Annotated in this window: 1 protein-coding gene; it reads right to left on the bottom strand. The window is 31.5% G+C overall.

The window, feature by feature from the left end; genetic code table 11:
- Window positions 1–337 (bottom strand): hypothetical protein (locus V6251_RS15210; protein WP_341589008.1); only part of this gene is annotated, 337 nt, incomplete at both ends.

The raw sequence follows: 337 nt of genomic DNA, 5'->3' as shown, positions 1-337 counted from the left end.
TCCGCATTGGTAGACGTCCAAATATCAATAACTTGGTTATAACGTTCGTTATTTGTAATTAATCCCATGTTATAGTTACCAGTAACACCATCACCTTTTTGATTGGCAGCATCAATCATAGATTGCTTTTCTGGTGGGATAATAATATCTCCTAAACTGAAAGATAAACCTCCTCTAAATGCGAAGTTGTATCCTAAAGTTTTAATTTCATCTAAGAAAGCTGCAGTTTCAGGTACACTAGTTACTTTTAAAATATTACCAATAATATCACTTAAAGATTTTTTTGTTAATACTTCATTAATAAAACCTGCTGCTGCTGGAACTTTTTCGTTAAATA

The organism is Olleya sp. Ti.3.14 (assembly GCF_038154885.1).
Taxonomy (GTDB): Bacteria; Bacteroidota; Bacteroidia; order Flavobacteriales; family Flavobacteriaceae; genus Olleya.
Note: the sequence above shows the minus strand (reverse complement) of the source record. Positions and strands in the feature narration are given on the sequence as shown.